The 17,601-nt window shown below is 42.0% G+C and carries 18 protein-coding genes; 11 read left to right on the top strand and 7 right to left on the bottom strand.

Annotation, left to right across the window (positions count from 1 at the left end; genetic code table 11):
• The first annotated feature begins 2 nt into the window (after positions 1-2).
• Positions 3-926 carry a PLP-dependent cysteine synthase family protein gene (locus tag BKN38_RS01275; protein WP_066454194.1) on the top strand — a complete coding sequence of 308 codons (924 nt, stop codon included), beginning with the start codon at positions 3-5 and terminating at the stop codon, positions 924-926.
• 77 nt (positions 927-1,003) lie between these two features.
• Here BKN38_RS01275 and BKN38_RS01270 read toward each other — a convergent pair whose 3' ends face one another.
• The 5 genes from BKN38_RS01270 to BKN38_RS01245 all read right to left on the bottom strand — a co-directional run bounded on the left by BKN38_RS01270 (position 1,004) and on the right by BKN38_RS01245 (position 5,930).
• Positions 1,004-1,696, bottom strand: coding sequence for a hypothetical protein (locus BKN38_RS01270; RefSeq protein ID WP_070957651.1), 693 nt, complete (start codon positions 1,694-1,696; stop codon positions 1,004-1,006).
• 151 nt (positions 1,697-1,847) lie between these two features.
• The gene (locus BKN38_RS01265; RefSeq protein WP_083329077.1) at positions 1,848-3,074 is read right to left on the bottom strand and encodes a ComEC/Rec2 family competence protein; all 1,227 of its coding nucleotides are present in this window, start codon (positions 3,072-3,074) and stop codon (positions 1,848-1,850) included.
• 110 nt (positions 3,075-3,184) lie between these two features.
• Positions 3,185-3,652, bottom strand: a complete 468-nt coding sequence (locus BKN38_RS01260; RefSeq protein WP_066454189.1) for a hypothetical protein — start codon at positions 3,650-3,652, stop codon at positions 3,185-3,187.
• A 6-nt stretch (positions 3,653-3,658) separates the two neighbouring features.
• Positions 3,659-5,143: a replicative DNA helicase gene (locus BKN38_RS01255; protein WP_070957649.1), complete on the bottom strand. Its 1,485-nt coding sequence runs from the start codon at positions 5,141-5,143 to the stop codon at positions 3,659-3,661.
• Positions 5,144-5,324: 181 nt separating this feature from the next.
• Positions 5,325-5,930: a hypothetical protein gene (locus BKN38_RS01245; protein ID WP_066454175.1), complete on the bottom strand. Its 606-nt coding sequence runs from the start codon at positions 5,928-5,930 to the stop codon at positions 5,325-5,327.
• 125 nt (positions 5,931-6,055) lie between these two features.
• On the opposite strand from BKN38_RS01245, the gene BKN38_RS10905 reads away from it, so the two are divergent.
• From BKN38_RS10905 to BKN38_RS01210, 9 genes are all read left to right on the top strand, one after another.
• Positions 6,056-6,205, top strand: coding sequence for a hypothetical protein (locus BKN38_RS10905; RefSeq protein ID WP_156528107.1), 150 nt, complete (start codon positions 6,056-6,058; stop codon positions 6,203-6,205).
• 237 nt (positions 6,206-6,442) lie between these two features.
• Positions 6,443-7,648, top strand: coding sequence for an LL-diaminopimelate aminotransferase (locus BKN38_RS01240; RefSeq protein ID WP_066454172.1), 1,206 nt, complete (start codon positions 6,443-6,445; stop codon positions 7,646-7,648).
• A gap of 90 nt (positions 7,649-7,738) precedes the next feature.
• A complete protein-coding gene (locus BKN38_RS01235) occupies positions 7,739-8,695 on the top strand; it encodes a chemotaxis protein (protein WP_066454169.1) in 957 nt (318 codons plus the stop codon).
• Between the two features lie 48 nt (positions 8,696-8,743).
• A complete protein-coding gene (locus tag BKN38_RS01230; protein ID WP_082942455.1) occupies positions 8,744-10,078 on the top strand; it encodes a carboxynorspermidine decarboxylase in 1,335 nt (444 codons plus the stop codon).
• Positions 10,079-10,231: 153 nt separating this feature from the next.
• Positions 10,232-11,269 (top strand): aspartate-semialdehyde dehydrogenase, encoded by a 1,038-nt coding sequence (locus BKN38_RS01225; protein ID WP_066454166.1) that lies wholly within the window; start codon positions 10,232-10,234, stop codon positions 11,267-11,269.
• On the top strand, positions 11,262-12,821 hold the full coding sequence (locus BKN38_RS01220) for an O-antigen ligase family protein (protein WP_066454164.1): 1,560 nt from the start codon (positions 11,262-11,264) through the stop codon (positions 12,819-12,821). The genes BKN38_RS01225 and BKN38_RS01220 overlap by 8 nt, the downstream gene beginning before the upstream one ends.
• Before the next feature lie 56 nt (positions 12,822-12,877).
• On the top strand, positions 12,878-13,012 hold the full coding sequence (locus BKN38_RS11590; RefSeq protein WP_256325506.1) for a hypothetical protein: 135 nt from the start codon (positions 12,878-12,880) through the stop codon (positions 13,010-13,012).
• 43 nt (positions 13,013-13,055) lie between these two features.
• Positions 13,056-13,892 (top strand): radical SAM protein, encoded by an 837-nt coding sequence (locus BKN38_RS01215; protein ID WP_158655932.1) that lies wholly within the window; start codon positions 13,056-13,058, stop codon positions 13,890-13,892.
• Between the two features lie 47 nt (positions 13,893-13,939).
• The gene (locus tag BKN38_RS01210) at positions 13,940-15,007 is read left to right on the top strand and encodes a glycosyltransferase (protein ID WP_066454160.1); all 1,068 of its coding nucleotides are present in this window, start codon (positions 13,940-13,942) and stop codon (positions 15,005-15,007) included.
• Between the two features lie 21 nt (positions 15,008-15,028).
• On the opposite strand, the gene BKN38_RS01205 is transcribed toward BKN38_RS01210, so the two are convergent.
• On the bottom strand, positions 15,029-16,168 hold the full coding sequence (locus tag BKN38_RS01205; RefSeq protein WP_066454152.1) for a glycosyltransferase family 2 protein: 1,140 nt from the start codon (positions 16,166-16,168) through the stop codon (positions 15,029-15,031).
• Between the two features lie 130 nt (positions 16,169-16,298).
• Positions 16,299-16,472: a hypothetical protein gene (locus tag BKN38_RS10900; protein WP_156528104.1), complete on the bottom strand. Its 174-nt coding sequence runs from the start codon at positions 16,470-16,472 to the stop codon at positions 16,299-16,301.
• A gap of 54 nt (positions 16,473-16,526) precedes the next feature.
• Here BKN38_RS10900 and BKN38_RS01200 point away from each other — a divergent pair, with 54 nt between their 5' ends.
• On the top strand, positions 16,527-16,841 hold the full coding sequence (locus BKN38_RS01200; RefSeq protein WP_367593401.1) for a cytochrome c: 315 nt from the start codon (positions 16,527-16,529) through the stop codon (positions 16,839-16,841).
• Positions 16,842-17,601: the final 760 nt, after the last annotated feature.

Below are 17,601 nucleotides of genomic sequence, written 5' to 3'. Positions count from 1 at the left end.
ATATGCTATATCATAGTATTTCAGAGCTCATCGGCGACACGCCGCTACTTGAGCTACACAAAATCCGCATCCCAAACAACAACCGCATTTTTGTCAAATGCGAGTTTTGCAACCCTGCTGGCAGCATCAAAGACCGCATCGGATTCTATATACTCTCTCGCATGAAAGAGCGCGGGCAGATAGATTCTGACTCTATCATAGTAGAGGCTACTGCTGGCAACACAGGGCTTGGCATCGCACTTGGCGCGATAGAAGTAGGCTGCAAGGCGCTGCTAGTGATACCAGAATATTTTTCCAAAGAAAAGCAGGCACTCATCAAAGCACTAGGTGCTGAGATCTGCCTCACGCCAAAGGATGAAGGCATGCAGGGCGCGATAAAAAAGGCGCAAGAGATTCTAGCTAGCATGCCAAATGCGATAAGCTTCTCGCAGTTTGAAAACCCGGACAATCCGCGCGCGCACTATGAAAGCACCGCGAGAGAAATTTATAGCGATATGGCTAGCAATGGCTTACATATCGATTATTTTGTGTGCGGGGCGGGGAGCGGAGGGAGCTTCAGCGGCGTGGCGCGCTATCTCAAAGAGCGCTCATCTAGCACCAAAGCTGTGCTTTGTGATCCGCTAAGCTCGATAATCGGCGGCTGCGAGAATCCAAACACGCAAAAATCACATATCGAGGGTATCGGCAACGACTTCATCCCCAAAACTATGGATATGTCTTTGATAGATGAGGTGTATAAAATCAACGATGAAGAGGCGTATGAGGGCATGAGGATGCTTGCCAAGAGTGAAGGCGTGCTAGCTGGAATCTCAGCGGGCGCTAGCTTTTCTGCCTGCATGAAGCTGGCACAAAAGGTGCAAAACGCAAACATCCTTACCATCCTCCCCGATGGGCTAGATAGATACCTAAGCCGAGATATTATTTAGTATATTTTGGCAATTTTTATGATATTTTGACTAAATTGTTTGCATCTTCATATTGCTAAAATAAAACAAAAATAATCCTACCGCTTGACGCCTAGGACTTTGGAGGTTTGAAACATGCAGCCAAAGCTTTGGCGCGCGATGAGTGAAGAGTAGCTATAGGATTCTGGGCGCATAAAATCGATGCGTGAAATCGTCTGATAGATGAGGTCTTGATACACACCTTCACCAAGGCATGGTCCATCATCCACGCTGCCATCGATGTAGAGTATCCGCTTTCGCATATGCACATCATACCAATCCATGATGAAATGATACCCCGAGGATAGATTTAGCATCGTGGAGTAGCCTGTGATGATAGGGTAAGTCTCCTCGCGGCAGTAATACATGCCATCATAATTGATGCAAGATGATTTATCGAGCATTTTTGTAGGCACATATTGCACGCTAGAAATCGGCGTGGTTTTTATCGTTTTGACGAGGCTTATGTAGATGATGTTGCGCGCTTTTTGGATGGGGAGCTGGTCTTGTGTGTAGAGTGAGTTAAACCCGCGCCTGCCGAGCAGCTCGATGACATAGGGGATGTATGAAGCCGCGAGCAAATCGCCTTTGTTGTAAGCGATGATTATGGGGGAGTTTATGTTTAGTTGGTAGTTTTGCTTGATGCTAGAGCTGTATTTCATCTCTACCATATTGCTAGCACAGCCCGCGAGCGACGCTCCGGCAAAGAATACAGCAAAAATCACACCGCAGATATAGATAAAAAATCGCACAAGATTCTCCAAAAGTTTGCTAAGTTTTATGCCCTAGAAAAGCAAAAGATATTCCAAAAGCGCTGGAATCTAAAGCAGATTCCAAAACTAGATTCTGCGCCAGAATCCAAACTAGAATCTAAACTAGAATCCAAATCCATCCAGACGCCATTTAAGCAATCCCCACAAGTCCCCAAAACAGCGCGCACAAATACGCATAAAACGCAAGCGCACAAATAAGCATCACCACATACGCCGCGCGAGAAAACATCGCCGCCATGCCAAGCCCTGCATAAATGAGCGCCAAATACCATGGCAGATAATAATCAATGCTTGGGATTTCAAGCGCTAGCACCATATCTAGCCACTTATCAAGCACCCCGCCAAGCCCAAAAATATGCAGCACTATCATCAGCGGAAAATACACCACAAACGCGATACTTACTAGGATAGACACCAGCTGATAGGGCGAAAAATATGGGAAAAAATAATGCACAATCGGCGTGATACTAAAAAACACCGCGATATTAAAACTCGTGAAATACCACAGCGCATGGCATTTGGGAAAATATCGCACAAACAAAAATATATAAAACACGCCAGCCATGGAGAGAATGAAGCCGATATTAAACGCCACACTTGGAAATAGCGCGATGCAGCTAAGCCCCACGAGTGCTAGGAGCTTAAAATTTAGAATCTGCAAGCCAGAAAAATACAGCAAAAAGCCAAACACCGCCATCGCATACGCGCGCAAAAATGAAGGCACAAAATCAAGCACCACCAAATACCCAAACAGCACCACCAAAATAATCGCGCCGATATCATACACTTCATTGCGATAAGTAAAAAATCGCCGCTGCAAAAAGCGATAAGGAAGCACCAAAATCGCAAACAAAAACGCGCTCAAAATCCCCAGATGAAACCCGCTTATCGCCAAAATATGCGCAAGCCCCAGCAGATTGCTAACACCGCGCCATTTTTTGCTAAGCGTGTCGGCGAAAAATAGCGTGTTAAATAAGCTTGCGTTTTCTTGATTTTCATGCTGGCTTGCGATGTAGTCTTTTATGGGCTTGGTGGATTCTTGATGCGGGAGGAGCGAGAAGGTGAAGTTTATAAAAAAGCAGCTTCTAAAATACTCGACAAAGCTACAATTCGTCTTGCCATACACGCGCACATACCGCCCTTGCAAAGGCTTGATATCCTCTCTCGAAGTAGTGTAGAATGTATGCCCTTCTGATTTTAGCTTCATCACCCAGTAGGTTTTATTATCTTTTGTTTTTTGGTATTGGTTTAGGATTTGCGCTGTGATTTCGCCGGGTGTCTCGAAGGGCAGTGCGCGCCATTTGCGATACTCTAGCCCGACTTGCGCCAAAAATACAAGCGCCAAAATCCCTATCACAAACAGCCATTCTTTGCCTTCAAAAAGTGCGATGTCATAGGGCGAGCGCTTGGTTTTGGCGGATTTGGAATTGGCGGATTTGAGTTTGGTAAATTTGGCGAGTTTGGATTTTATGGATTTGAGTTTGGCAGCTTTGGATTTGAATGTGGATTGGGGGTGGCGAGCGCGGATTTGATTTTGGCAAAATTAGATTCTAGGATTTTAGATTCTGGGATTTTGGATTCTGGGATTTTTGCTTGTAGCGATTGTAGTAATTTTATCTTGGCAAAAATTGCTTTGCGAAAACCAGAATCTAGCTTTTTGGTTTTTGGCTTTTGAGATTCTTTAGATTCTAGCTTTTTAGATTTTACATTGCCAGAATCCGCGCGAGAATCTACTCCAGAATCCACGCCCGCAGAATCCACAAAATTCGCCCCAAAATCTACGCCCGCAGAATCCGCCGCGCGAGAATCCGCGCAAAAACCAGAATCTACCGCACCAAAACCCCCAGAATCTATTTTCACCAAACCCACCCCTTTGGATTCCACATTTTTGGCTTTCTTGCCCCTAGATTCTGCTTTTTGCACCCCTCGTTTCATTTTGCGCTATATCTGGATAGTCTCTATCACATCGCTATTATCGGATTCTATCCTCGTGTCTGTTGGCGCATAGTTTAGCTCCTGTGGCTTTTCTTTATCTTCAAATCGTATAAAAGGCTTGTTAAACTGGATATCCACCGTGCCCGTTTCGCCATTGCGGTTTTTGGCGATGATGATTTCTGCAGGCTCGATAGTGTGCTCGCGCTCGCGCGCTAGAAAGGCTTCTTCTAGCTTTTTCACCTCATCATCTTTGCCCTCGCGCTTTGCCTTGGCTATCTTTTCTCTATCCGCGCGCCTCGCATACACATCATCGCGATACAAAAACAAAATCACATCCGCATCCTGCTCTATCGCGCCAGATTCTCTTAGGTCGGAGAGCATCGGGCGCTTATCCTCGCGCGTCTCGACTACGCGGTTTAGCTGTGAAAGCGCGATGATTGGGATTTCCAAATCGCGCGCTAGTGTTTTTAGCCCGCGTGAAATCTCACTAATCTCTTCTTGCCTAGCGCCATCGCCGCGCCTTAGCCCGCTTCCGCGCATTAGTTGCAGATAGTCGATGACTGCCATTTTTAGATTTGGCTCTTTGGTTTTTAGCTTACGGAGTTTGGAGCGCAGCTGCGCGATAGTTAGCGAGCTGCTTTCATCGATATAAAGCGGTCTTTTTGCCATTTTATCCATAGCTATGGTGAGCTTTTCTAGCGACACATCATCAAGCCTCCCCACGCGCAAATCATGCAGCGGGATCGAAGTAAGCGATGAAAGCATACGCTGCATAAGATGCGTAGCTGGCATCTCTAGGCTAAACACCGCCACGCCTTCATTGCGGTTTATGGTGTGCTGTATCATATTCAAAAAAAGCGCGGTTTTTCCCATAGAAGGGCGCGCGCCGATGACTATAAGCTCGCCCGCGTTAAATCCCGTCGTATAGCGGTTTAGCCGCATAAATCCAGTATCCAGCCCCACAAGGATATTATTCCCGCGCTCTTTTAGCTCTTTTATAGATTCTAGCATCTCTAGCACGACTTGCTTGCTATGCTTGAAATCCACCTGCGCGCCTTTGGATGAGAGCGCATAGACTTCTTTCTCGATATTATCGAGGATGTCTTCGCTTTGCAGGCTTGTGTCATTGGTAAGTGTTGCGATATTCATCGCGAGTTTGGCGAGGTTGCGCTTGATAGAGGCGTTTTTTATCTCTTTGATGTAGGCTTCTATGTTGGCGATGGGGCTTGTCGCTAGAATCTGCGCGAAATCCTCATCTGGAATCGCTTTTTTCTCTTGCAATCGCGCGCGCACAAAATCGGCGTTTATAGGCGTGTTTTGCGCTTTTAGCTCGCAGCATACATCATAGATTTTTTGATGTGAGGGATAGAGAAAATCCTCTATCGCCAAAGAATCATTCACCTCTGAAAAAATCTCCTCATCAAACAAAATCGCCGCAATCAGCCCGCGCTCGATGTTTAGAATCTGCGCGCTAGAATCGTTGTTTTTCATTGTTTTCTCGTGGTTTTGGTGTGTATTTTGCAAGCGGATTGTAGCAAAATGTATAGAAGTAAAAGATAAAAGCGAAAGATAAAAACAAGGAATACAAAAACAAAGAATAAATGCATAAAAGCATTAGATAAGCTTTTGGCCTAAGCTTTTTGGCTCGCATATCGCTTTTTATCTTGTATTTTCATTTGCATTCATTGAGTTTGTCCTTAGTTTTATTATACATATCAAATATTCCTTGAATATTACTTTCAAGTCCTTCTGATTTTTGTTTCATTTCTTCATATATCATATTGCCATTTTTTAGTTCTTTTTGTAATACAGCATTAGATTGCTCCAAATTCTCTAAAATTTTTTCTCTATCTGGCAAAGCACAAACTTGCTCTTGTGAGAGAAAAGATATATATGGAAATATAAATACTATTTTAAGTATATTTTGTTGAATCGCATAACGCGCAAATTCCTCATCATTAAGTTCTAATTTATCAATAAAAAAAGATATTTTTTCATTTTTGTTCAAAAACTCCATAAACATAGCGGTATTTTCAGGGGTATAGGTGTTGTCATAGTATTTCTGGTAGGTTATATAGAGACCAAAATAAAAGATATAATTTTTACTTTTTGACAAAAAAGATTGCAGATACCATTCGCTCAATCCCACAAAAGAGCTCGCAAGCAAGTCTATTTCAAAATCATCAATATATCTAAAAAGCTCTTTTTGGTTTTTATAAAATTTATCTGTAATATTATATTGTTTATAGGATTCTAAAAACTTTTCTTCATTAACCATGTAATTTTTTAATGTTCCTATTCGCTCTTTTTCTTCGTATAAAGCTGATATTATACCACATTATTAGCCCCAAAGGTCTATGCAAAAATGAATAAAATAAAGAAAGAACAAAGACAATACCAAAGATGATAACCTTGTTTTTTGTGCTTTTTTTATACCATTGCAGAAATTTTTGCACTTATGACCTCCGAAATATTAAGTTTTTAGATTCTGCCAAAAGTTTAGATTCTGCCAAGCCAAATCGAGTCGCAGATTCTACCAAAACTTTAAGCTAAATCATCTTATTGTCATTTAGATTCTAGTGCATAATTTAGATTCTGGTGTTTTTTGGATTCTGCGATTTTGTGCGCTTTTGATGCAAACTTTTACAAACTTGGCAAAATCTCTATAAATCTTTTTGTAAAATACGCTAAACTTGCATCTTTTGCAAGGCTTGTCGAGATACTTTGGCTTACGAGAATGCTTTGGCTTGTCAAGAATGTTAGCTTGTGAGGATACTTTAAGGAGAAGCGATGTTTGATGAAATACAATTTGAAAAAATAAGGCGACTGCCAAAATATGTCTTTGCCGCGATTAATGAGATAAAGCTTGCCATGCGCCAAAATGGCGAAGATGTGATCGACTTTTCCATGGGGAATCCTGATGGCGCGACACCACAGCATATAATTGACAAAATGTGCGAGGCAGCAAATAAGCCAAAAAATCACGGCTATTCCGTAAGCAAGGGAATCTATAAGCTTAGAGTTGCGATATGTGATTGGTATATGCGCGAATATGGCGTGAAGCTTGAGCCAAACACGCAAGCTTGCGTCACTATGGGGAGCAAAGAGGGCTACGCGCATTTGATACAGGCTATCACAAATCCGGGTGACACCGCCATCGTAGCCGAGCCAGCCTATCCGATACACTCTTACGCCTTTATCTTAAATGGCGCAAATGTCATCAGCTTCCCTATCAAATGGAATGAAAAAATGGAGCTTGATGAGGAGGATTATTTTGAAAAACTCCTTGCCTCTTTGCAGGAATCCGCGCCAAAGCCAAAATTTGTCGTCGTAGGATTCCCACATAATCCAACCACGACAATCGCCTATCTTAGCTTTTATGAGCGCCTCGTGGCGTTGGCAAAAAAAGAGCGTTTTTATATTATTAGCGATATTGCGTATGCCAAGCTTTGCTTTAGCGAGTATAAAGCGCCTAGCATTTTGCAAGTGGAGGGCGCGCAAGATGTGGCGGTGGAGTGCTACACTTTGAGTAAAACCTACAATATGGCGGGCTGGCGCGTGGGCTTTGTGGTGGGAAATGCAAAGATGGTAGAGGCATTGCAAAAAATAAAAAGCTGGCTTGATTATGGAATCTACACGCCAATGCAAATCGCCGCGACAATCGCGCTCAATGGCGAGCAAAAATGCGTGGATGAAATCCGCGCAAAATACCAAAAGCGCATGGAGGTTTTGATAGAATCTTTTAAATCCGCGGGCTGGGAGATGGCAAAACCGCAGGCGAGTATGTTTATCTGGGCGCAGATTCCAGAATGTGCGAGGAGTTTAGGAAGCATGGAGTTTTCAAAGCGCCTTTTGCAAGAGGCAAAAATCGCTGTGAGCCCCGGAGTTGGCTTTGGACACCATGGCGAAGGCTATGTGAGAATCGTACTTATCGAGAATGAAAATAGAATCCGCCAAGCCGCTAAGAATCTAAAAGTGTTTTTAAAGCAATTTTAATTTAAACGCGCTCTTTTTATGCTATCATAACGGATTATAAATAGGGTTTAGCATATCGCACTTTGACTAACTTTGACTAAAGGATTTTACATGTCAAATCTATCACAAGTAGATCAAGTCACCAACCTGCATAAAAACAACGAGCTACAATTGCTATGCTTTCGCATAGAAAAGGGCAAAGATCTCTACGCGGTGAATGTTTTTAAGATTCGCGAGGTGGTGAAATATCGCGGGGTTATCACTATCGTAAGCCATGAGCCAAGTTCGCTCGTAGAGGGGCTTATCACGATTCGCGAGCTTACCATTCCGCTTATTGATATGCGAAAATGGTTTTACTATGATAGTGCCAACAAAACAAAAGATCTCCGCCCTTACAAAATCCAGCAAGATGGCAATGAAGATATTGTGATGATTTGTGAGTTTTCGCGCTGGACTATCGGCGTGCGCGTGTATGAAGCAGATAGAATCCTAAGCAAAAAATGGACAGAGATAGAGCAAAGCACCGGCGCTGTAGGCAATAACCCAACAAGCAAGCTAGTGAGCCGCACAAGGTATTTTGATGGGCGATTGGTGCAGGTGGTGGATATCGAAAAGATGCTTGTGGATGTGTTCCCATGGATTGAGAAAGAAAAAGAAGAAGATCTGCAAAAAGTCTCCAAAATCAAGACAGATAAAGAAATCTTGCTCGCAGATGACAGCCCAAGCGTGCTAAAAACTATGCGCCTCATCCTTGATCGCATAGGTGTGGTGCATCATGACTTTTTGAATGGCAAAAAGCTTATGGACTATCTTTTCGCGCCAACGACAGATATAAGCAGAATCGGGCTTATCATCACTGACCTAGAAATGCCAGAGGCGAGCGGCTTTGAAGTCATCAAGCAAGTAAAAGCGCATGCAAACACCGCTCACATCCCAATCGTCGTAAATTCATCGATGAGTGGCAGCAGCAACGAAGATATGGCGATGTCGCTTAAGGCAAATGATTTTATTTCCAAGTCAAATCCGCTGGATGTGGAGCGCGTCATCAAAAACTTTATGCTAAAGTAGCCAAAGCAATGCCAACCAGCGCAACTAGCATAATCGGGAATAGCGCATATGCAATCTTATAATAATATAAAATTTTTCTCTATCCCCTCACCCAGCTATGTGCTAGAAAAAGACAAGCTAGAATCTAACCTCGCCACACTCTCTGACATACAAGAAAAATCCGGCGCCAAAGTCCTGCTAGCGCTCAAAGGCTATGCGTTTTGGCGTAGATTCCAAGAGGTTGGCAAGATTTTGAGCGGAAGCACTGCTAGCGGGATCCATGAAGCAAGGCTTGGGTTTGAAGAGATAGGCGGGAGGGAGAGTGGCAAGGAAGTGTGCGTGTTTTCGCCGGCCTATAAGCCTAGCGAGATAAACGCGCTTTTGCCAATCGCCACGCACATCATTTTCAACTCATTCGCGCAATGGCAGCGCTACAAAAGCGCGATAGATTCTAAAAACAAGCAACTAGAAACGCTCGGGCTATCGCCCATATCTGTGGGGCTTCGGGTAAATCCACTCTATAGCGAAGTAAGCCCCGCGATATACAATCCATGCGCGCCAAAAAGCAGGCTTGGCATCATACCTAGCGAGTTTCAAAAGGGCGTAGAATCTTATGGGCTGGAAGGCATCAGCGGCTTGCATTTTCACACGCATTGTGAGCAGGATTCTGCCGCGCTGCAGCGCACCTTAGCGCATGTCGAAAAGCACTTTGGCGCGTATATCCCGCAGATGCAGTGCATAAACTTCGGCGGGGGGCATCACATCACGCGCGCGGATTATGATAGAGGGCTGCTTGTTTCGCTCATACGAGAGTTTAAAGCCAAGCATCATGATATCGAGGTGTTTTTGGAGCCGGGCGAGGCGGTGGGCTGGCAGTGTGGATTCTTAGTCGGCGAAGTGGTGGATATCGTGGAAAATGATGGGCAAATCGCTATCCTTGATGTGAGTGCTAGCGCGCATATGCCTGACTGCCTAGAGATGCCCTATCGCCCGAGTGTGTTTAAAGTATCGCGACAAATAAGCGATGAGGCAAGCGATGGCAAAATAGAGATAACCGAAGCGGACAAAGGCGATCCGCGCGAGCCAGATTCTGATATATCTGACATAAAGGCAAGCCAAAGCGCGCACGAGAATCCAAACCAGAATCCACCCAAAACCTGCGGCAAATACCACTATCGCCTAGGTGGCCCCACATGCCTAGCAGGCGATATCATCGGGGATTTTAGCTTTGATACGCCGCTAAATGTGGGCGATAGAGTGGTGTTTGAGGATATGCTGCACTACACTATCGTGAAAAACACCACTTTTAATGGCGTCCCGCTGCCCTCTCTTGGCGTGGTGGAAAATGGGCGATTTGTGATGCTAAAAGAGTTTGGCTACCAAGACTATAAAGAGCGAAACTAGGAAGCAAACTAAAGAGCGTAACTAGAAAAATCAAGAGCGCAAACCAGCCCAGAATCTAAAAACTAGAATCTAGAATCCAAAACTAGAATCTAAAAGCCAAAGCGCAGAGCAGATTCTAGAATCCAAAATCCAAAATCCAAAAAGGAGGCGATAATGAAAAAATTTGTCATAGGCATCGTGGGTGCTAGCGGAGCGGTGGGCGAAGAGATCATCAAAGTGCTAGAAGAGGTGGATTTCCCAGTGGAGCGCATCGTGGCACTCGCCTCTGCAAGGTCGGCTGGCACGGAGATAGAGGCGTTTGGCAAGCAGATTCCAGTGCTTGAGACGACACATGAAGTCTTTGGCGAGCAAGGCATTGAGATAGCGTTTTTCTCCGCTGGCGGGAGTGTCAGCAAGGAGTTTGCGCCAAGCGCTGCAAAAGTCGGCGCGCTCGTGATAGACAACACCAGTCATTTTCGCATGGACAAAGACATCCCGCTAGTCGTCCCCGAAGTCAATCCGCAAGACATAGCCGCCTGGCGCGCGCGCAACATCATCGCCAATCCCAACTGCTCGACCATCCAAATGGTGCAAGTGCTCGCACCCTTGCATGAAGTATGCGCGATAGAGCGCGTGGATGTCAGCACCTACCAAGCCGCCAGCGGTGCGGGCAAGCGCGGTATGGAAGAGCTTGTGATGCAGATGCAAAAGTTTTTTGCATTTGAGCTGGAGGACTGCAAGCCCGAAGTCTTCGCGCATCGTTTGGCGCTCAATGTGATCCCGCATATCGATATTTTCATCGACAATGACTACACCAAAGAAGAGATGAAAATGATAAATGAGACGCATAAAATCATGCACGCGAACTTCCCGGTGAGTGCTACTTGCGTGCGTGTGCCAGTGCTTAGGAGTCATAGTGAAAGCATCACGATACGATTTAGTAAAGAGATGAGTGCCAAAAAAGCGCGCGAAGTGCTGGAAAAAGCGCCAAACATCGTGCTGCTTGATGAGCCAAAAAGCCACATCTACCCTATGCCCTCCATCGCCACAGACACCGATCATACCTATGTGGGCAGAATCCGCGAGGATAATTTTGACAAAAAGATTTTGCATCTTTGGTGTGTGGCGGATCAAATCCGCGTGGGTGCCGCGACAAATGCCGTGCGAATCGCGCAAAAATGGATAGAGCTGGAGCAAGGCAGAGATGCGTAAAGCGCTTGGTGGAGATAAAGACAGCCCAAATACCATGCATAAAATACGCAGTATTGGCTATAGCATTGCTGGCGCTTTGTTTTTAGTAGGCCTTGCCTTGCTTAACACGGGCGAACCCACAATAAAACCAAATCCATTATTTAAAATAGCTATAAATGCGCTATATGTAGCGCTTATTATTTTTGCATTATGCCAGACATATATATTTATAAAACAAAAACAACCGCTAAAAATGAAAATACATAGTTTTTTGATATCTACAAAAAACAAATTTACAGAATCTAAAATATTTTTTATGTGCCTCTTTGCAATCATTGTCCTTGCATTTATATCGCTTATATTTACTGTAGATAAAAAACTAAGTGCAGTATATTTGAGGCGTTTTCTATTGGAGCCAAGCATTTTTCTTATTACTATATATTTTTATTTTGCTAGCATAAATGTAAGAGCAAAAATAATATTTTTATATGTTTTTGTTGCGATTTGCATGTTACAACCACTATTTACAATTATTGATTTTTTTGATTTTATGACAGAGCGGCATATGAAATTTTCTGATACTGATAATACGCATTCGCTAGGTTTTTATAGGGCTATGCCTATATTTTTCAGCGAAGCTCAAACGGGTTATGCCTTTTTTTTATTAATTCCTTTAAGTATAAGCATAGGGGGGCTTATTGCCACAAAATATAAAGCATTATTTGCTATATTGGTTATTATAAACTTGATTGCATGTACATTTGCAGGCACAAGATTTTTATATATCGCCACCATTGTTGTGTGCGCTATGCCATTTTTTATTTTTAGCTATAAGCATAAATATAAAATTATTAGCCTAGTTGGCATAGTGATTTTTGCATTCTTTGTATCACTTTACTATATAAGCGCATCTTTTAGCGACCGCTACAATCTGCAAAAAATACTTGATAATGTCGCAAAAATATGGAGTATGCCACCGGCTGCTATGGGAAAGTTTGACAGCTTGTGTGTATCAAATAGAATATGTATGCCCCAATCATTACCAAAAGATAGTCATATAGAGCTAGAACACTCATCTCTAAGCAGAATCTCCATGACAAAATCCGCCATCCTTGCTATTCTTGATAATCCATTTAGGCCAAATGGTTTTGGATTAATATTATTTGGTAAAAATATAGCACAAATTTTTGCCAAATCTCCACAAAATATGCCCTACCCCATACAAATACAACGAGATGGTTCTATACTGCCATATTATTGGACGAATCACAATGGGGTTTTATATATTTGGTTTCAGTTAGGTGTCTTTGGTGTTATTTTTATGATTTGGTTGCATGCTTGGATATTTATGCAAATGAGAACATTATACAAAAAACACAACCTGCGCCCAAAGAACAGTTTTAATATCTTGGCGCAAATTTTTTCGATAAGCTTAACGCTTCTACTTGTGGGGCTTATAGTTTCAAATCTATTTGACGCATTGCCAAATAGGGCGGGGCAGATTATGCTATTTATGATTTTTGGTATTGCGCTAGCTATTATCCCGGCCTCTGCGCAAAAAGATCTGTCATAATGTCATTTGGGCATATTTATTGCTTATACCCAAATATCAAATATAAGGAGATGCAATTGAGATTGGCATTGTTAAAAAATAGACTATTTAAAGAGGTATATATACATCGCAACAAGGATTCTAGACTATATGTCATAGATTTGCTGTCTAATAGGGGGGGGGGGGGGCATAAAGACAAAAATCAAGCGTAAATTTTTCAAAAAGTTTGGTAGCAGCTTTTTTCGGCTTCGCGTATTGCTAGGCTTTGTTGATATTCCAAAAATAGAGGTAATATTAACCACCAAATGCACGCTGAGATGCGAGTCATGCTCCAACTTGATGCAGTATTTTTCAAGCAATCAACAATTCACAACAAATATTGATAATATAAAATCAAATGTAGATAAGCTATTGCAGAATATAGATTCCATATCGCTTTTCACCGTTTTGGGAGGCGAGCCATTGCTGTTTAAAGAGCTGCCAGAACTTATGGGCTATCTCTCAAAACAGTCAAAAATAAAATTCATAGAGCTTATAACAAATGCTACCATTCCTTTTGGCGACAAGCTACTTGTAGCACTTCGGTCGCCAAAAATACGCGTAGCGATATCTGACTATAGCTCAAATCCTGCTCTAAAAAGCATATTAAAACAACAAGCAATAATGAAATCACTAGTGAATTTTGACATAAACCATATTGTGTTAAAGTCAGCCGATGTGTGGAGAGAAATAGGCGGAATCTACAAGCGCAATAGACCCACTGAAGAAATACGACGAAATTATTTGGCATGCAAGATGCCCTGCGTCAGCCTGCTATGCCAGGATAAAGAGAAAGATTCTGAAGCGATAATATCTATATGTCCCATAGCTTCCGCGCTTGTCAAGCTAAAAGGTGCAAAAGAATTCGAAGGTGATTTTGTGCGCGCATATTCACCCAATTTTAAAAACGACATATTGCGATTTTATGCACAAGATTTTTATAAAGCATGTGACTATTGCCCCAACAAATGGGAAGAAGCTAAGCCAATATCACCAGCAGTACAGACCAAAAAAACATTGGAGTTAATGCCACCAGAATCCACATTTTTGTGATATGATAGCAATCTTATTTGCAAAATATTTAAGCCAAAGGTTGCGATTTGGATTCTGCCCCTTTTGTATCTATAATAGTCCCCATATACAATGTCGAGCTATATTTGCGCGAATGCTTGGATTCTATCATTAACCAAACCTATAAAAATCTAGAAATAATCCTTATAAATGATGGCAGCAGCGACAATAGCGGCAAAATAGCGCAAGAATACGCCGCGCTAGATTCTAGGATAAAATACATGGGGCAAGAAAATAAAGGGGTGGCGAGTGCTAGAAATATGGGGATAAAAGTAGCGCAAGGCGAGTATGTGTGCTTTATGGACCCTGATGATTTTTATCCTGATGCAAATACTATCGAGTTGCTTTGCACCAAAGCGCAAAAAAATGATGCGCTCATCTGCGGCGGATGCTTTAGTGAATATATGCAAGGCAAAATTGTTGTAGATTTTCCGCCACATCTTTTTGGCTACACCTTTGAAAAAGAAGATTTTGTAGAATACAAAGACTATCAATTTGATTTTGGCTGGACTAGGTTTATTTATAGGCTAGATTTTTTGCTTGCAAACAATATTTTTCAACCTCCATATACAAAATATGAAGATCCGCCGTTTTTTGTGCAAGCCATGATAAAAGCACAGAGATTTTATGCAGTTCCAGAGGTTACTTATCGCTATAGAATAGGCCACAAAATCGGATACATTTCATGGGATAAAAAATCTTGGGTTGATCAGATAAGAGGCTTAAACGATGTGCTTACCTTGGCTAGCAAAAATGATTTAGCGATATTGTATGAATTGAGTATTTCGAGAGCAAAGCAAGAGATGAGAAACCTATCACGAGGGATTTATGAAGGACAGATTTATTTTGTAAGCCCTGTCATATTGCTTCAAGATTTAATTAATTGTGCGCAAAAAGGCACGCTAGATAAGGCTATGATAAATCGCTATAATGGCGACTTTGGTGATTTTGATTTTATCCAAAAATGCAAGGCGGCTATCATAGTAGCACAAAAATGGCATCTGTATGCAAAAAAATATTTCAGAATCCGATTATTTAAAGAATATAATATAATAAAAATCTTTGGCTGCACTATCTATAAAAGCAGCAAAAGCTAGAAGAGCGCCTTTATGCGATAGCTAAAGCCTAACCCGACCAAAGCTCACAATATAACCAAAAATACGAATATAAGTCAAAATGCGATTCCAATACATTAGGGAAAATACACAAGAAGCCAAATAGGTGCTACCAGCGCCATTAAGCGCGGTGGCTATACGCTTTAGCGTGCGTATAAAAAATCCATTTTTTGGCAATGGTGGCAGGATTAGTGCTTGTTGCTGACATTGTATCGTTGCGCTTTTGCCGCTATCGGCAAATATTATTGGCGAATTTTTAAAGCGCAATTCTAGCAAAACAAGAGAGGCTAGATTGTAGCGCATTCTTGTTGAAATTTGCGGCATATATGAGTTGCCGCCACTTAGCACTGTGCTTAGCCTGTCTAAATTCTCCATAATAAATAGCATATCATTGATTTTTCTATCCGCAGAATCCGCCCTCTGCGTAATGGAGCTATGATTTAGGCAATAGACATATAGCTTATTGTTAATGCTCGTATAGCTTTTTGCAAGGCTTGCGATGACAAAAAACTTCAGCATGTCTTCTGCCATCGTCAGCGGACGCGTGATACCCTTAAGATATAGCGCGCTTTGCTTTAGCAGGCTTGCTTTGTAGCATTTATCCCAAAGGGTGAATTTTGGAAACTGCTTGCTTTTAAGGAAAAAATTATACGCAATCTGCTCATTTTGAAGCGGTGCGCGCGAAAATCGCGTGGGGAGGAGATAGCGGAGCTTGTGCTTGCAGTTTTCCACAAAGCCAGCGTTTTTGTCCCCCAAATAATGCGCCTTAAAATGGATAATATCAGGCGTATATTCCAAATTGCGTGAAATAATTTTTCTATGAAGCAATTCACAAGTATTTAGCTCAAGATAATCATCAGAATCTAGCGGCAGGATATATTCTCCCTTTGCTTCTCTCTCGCCACTTAGTCGCGCGCCAAATAGCCCCAAATTGCGAGGATTATGAATAATGCGGATTCTAGAATCTTTGTCCGCAAAACCCTGCGCGATTTGCAAAGAATCATCACTTCCGCAATCATCCACGATAAGAATCTCAATATCACTAAAAGTTTGGTTAATGCAAGATTCTAGACATCTTGTGATATATTGTTCGACATTATAAGTTGGAATAACGATAGAAAAAAACGGGCTATGCGACATCATGGAAAAACCTTAAAATATTCTTATATTCCACTACTTGCTGGATATTAAAGCGCAAATTCTACCACAAAAACACCAGAATCTATCAAATTTGCGCCATACTTATTCTGTGGCGATTCTAGAATCTAAAAATCTAGATTCTGGATTCCGCACGCCGCCTCATCTTAGATGTAAAAACTGCGCCAGCTGCCAAAACCGCGTCAGATACTAAAACCGCGCCAGATGCCAAACCCCAGCCATCAATCCACCACCAATCCACCCCTCTGCTATCAAAATTACACATTTTTGAGAAAAAATCGCCGCGCAAAGATTCTCATTTATCTTTTAGTTGTAAAATTACCTTTGCACATCGCAAAAGGAGATGAAGATGAAGAAGATACTCGTTGCATTAGGTATATTTGGTTGCGTCGCTGCGCTAAATGCGGCTGCTCCAGCTGACATCATCAAGACAAAGTGCCAATCATGCCATGGCGCAAACATGGAAAAAAACGCCCTTGGCAAAAGCAAAGTCACCAACAGCATGACGCCAGAGGAGATCAAAAAAGATTTGCTAGGCTACAAAGCAAAAACGCTAAACCACTTCGGTTTGGGCGCAACTATGTGGGGGCAAGCTGCAGCGCTTAGCGACGAAGAGATCGACGCGCTATCCAAATACATCCCCACACTAAAAAAATAAGCCTAGCAAAAGCTCAAATAGCCAAATCTAGCTAAAACACTCGGCTAGAAAGCTATAAGAGCATCTAGCCGACACTTGCTGGCTTTATTTAGATTCTGCCAAAGATGTGAGTCTGAAGCAGAATCTAATTTTCATAATAACTTCATTGGTCATACTTTAGCAATCTTCGTATTTAGAGTCTTTAATTTTTTAACTTCATATTACTGCCTCTTTGAATTTACATTCTGGTTTACAAAAGCTTAAAAATTGTTTTTAGAGATGGTTAAAATATTTTGCAAAGAGAGAAAAAATCTTAAAATAAAGCCTGGGTTTAGGAAATAAAACAAAAAAATATAGGAGCTTAAACACCAACATAAATATTATATCCATATAGCCTCGCTTATGCTAAAAGCCAAACTAAACTAAAAACCAAACAAATACCCGCTGAATGCCAAACCAACAATCAACCCTCCGAGTTGTTTATCTACTTGGTTGCTTTAGATTCTCCAAGTGCTTTGCTTAGGCTTTTTGCAATCTTTTATTTTGCAATTTTCTATTCTCAAAACGCAGAATCTAATTTACAAAAATAAAACTAGGGAAAATAGCAATATATTGCGCTTAGCTTTTGTTTAGGCCAGCATAATATCGCTTAGCCCCCTCCAAACTATTTGCTTGCATCACCCCTCACACCAAAAAAGCAAAAAATACAAAAGCACCAAAAACAAAAGGCAAAAAAACCACACTAAACCACAAACCACAAACCCCAAAACCCAAAGGTGGA

The sequence above is a fragment of the Helicobacter sp. CLO-3 genome, from assembly GCF_001854545.1.
In the GTDB taxonomy this organism is placed as follows: Bacteria; Campylobacterota; Campylobacteria; order Campylobacterales; family Helicobacteraceae; genus Helicobacter_B.
This window is presented reverse-complemented; position numbering and strand designations above follow the sequence as displayed.